Raw genomic sequence first — 1,512 nt, 5'->3', positions numbered from 1 at the left:
GGTCGCGTCCCCGGAGCGGTGTAAATAGCTCGACGAGGTAGGTGCCGTGGGTGGATCTTAGGCGGCCTCGGTGGCGGATGCCAAGGCTGGGTCGTCGGTCGGACGGAGTTGAGCTGGCGGGGCAAGCAGGGCCCGGCGGAGGTCGTGCAGAATGCGCAGGCCCTGGCTGGTCATGGTGAAGCCGCGCCAACCGCGGGCGGCCCGGTCGAGCACGGCCCAGACCAGGGAGACGCAGCTGGTCTCGCCGGGGAAGCGGCCGATGACCTTGACGCGGCGGCGGGTCTCGCCGAAGGTGCGCTCGATGAAGTTGGAGTGCCGCACGCGCTTGTGGTGCTCGATCGGGAAGCGCAGGTAGGTGGTCAGGCTATGGCGGTCGGACAGCAGGCACTTGACCGCTGCCGGATACCGGTTGCCCCAGGTTTCGGCGAAGGCGTCAATGCGCCGCTGCACCCAGTCGACGAGCTGCTGACCGACCCTGACGTTCTCGCCCAGCTCGGTCAGGTCGAAGATCTGCCAGTAGGCGGCCTTGACCTCGGCCTGGTCGCCGGCGCTGACCTTGGCCAGCACATTGCGGGCGCGGTGAACGAGACATCTTTGGCGCAGCGAGCGCGAGAAGACCTGCTCGGCGGCGCTGATCAGGCCGGGTGCGCCGTCGGAGACGATCAGCAGCGGCGGGCGCAGGCCGCGGCCGGCCAGGTCGGTCAGGAAGTCGTGCCAGGCGTCGGTGGACTCCGATCCCGCGGCGGCCAGGCCGATGAAGACGGGCTTGCCGGCGGTGGTGATACCCCAGGCGGCCAGGATCGGCTCGGCCCGCTGCCCATCGTGCATCTTGAAGTGCGAGGCGTCCAGGAACAGGTAGTCCAGCTCCACCGCGGCGAGGTCGCGCCGGCACCAGGCGTCGTACTCGGCCACGATGGCCTGGCAGATCGTGGAGACCGTTGACTTGGACAGGGCGGCCTCGGGGCCGAGCGCGTCGGCCAGCGCACCCTCCACGTCGCGTACCGACATGCCGCGCACGAAGGAGGCGATCACGAGCGTCTCCAACGCGTGGGTGCGGGTGACACCGGTACCGAACAGGCGCGAGGCGAACTTGTCGGTGGTTTCGCGCAGCTTCGGGCGAGCGATGGTGATCGGCCCTGAGGTGGTCTTGACGGTGGTCGGGCAATGCCCGTTGCGGTAACCGGGTCGCACCGTGCTCTCCTGGCCGCTGCCGCCGACACCGGTGGCGGCGGCGGTGGAGGCGCGCTGGTAGCGGGCGCGGCCGAGGAAGGCGTCCACCTCGGCTTCGACGGCGGTCTGGATGATCAGGCGGGCGCCGAGCCGGGCGACGTCCTCGATGACCTCGACGAGATCGCGATCGGAGGCGAACAGGGCGTCGATCTCGGCCTGGATGGCCTGAACGGGCGGTAGTGTGCGTGCCACGAGCGTAGGTCCTAGCGTTGTGCGAACTTTGGTCGGTTCAGCACGGCAACCTACGCTCGTTCACTTTTACACCGCATCTCGGACGCGACC

Annotated in this window: 1 protein-coding gene; it reads right to left on the bottom strand. The window is 69.2% G+C overall.

Annotated features, from left to right (window positions below; all coding sequences use genetic code 11):
* Positions 1–57: 57 nt before the first annotated feature.
* Entirely contained in the window at positions 58–1,422 is a 1,365-nt protein-coding gene (locus AB0K12_RS48345) for an IS256 family transposase (protein ID WP_364576147.1), read from the bottom strand.
* Positions 1,423–1,512 lie beyond the last annotated feature (90 nt).

It is taken from the genome of Nonomuraea sp. NPDC049419 (assembly GCF_040676995.1).
Lineage (GTDB): Bacteria > Actinomycetota > Actinomycetes > Streptosporangiales > Streptosporangiaceae > Nonomuraea > Nonomuraea salmonea.
The sequence above is the reverse complement of the archived record's forward strand: the minus strand, read 5'-3'. Positions and strand labels throughout refer to the sequence as shown.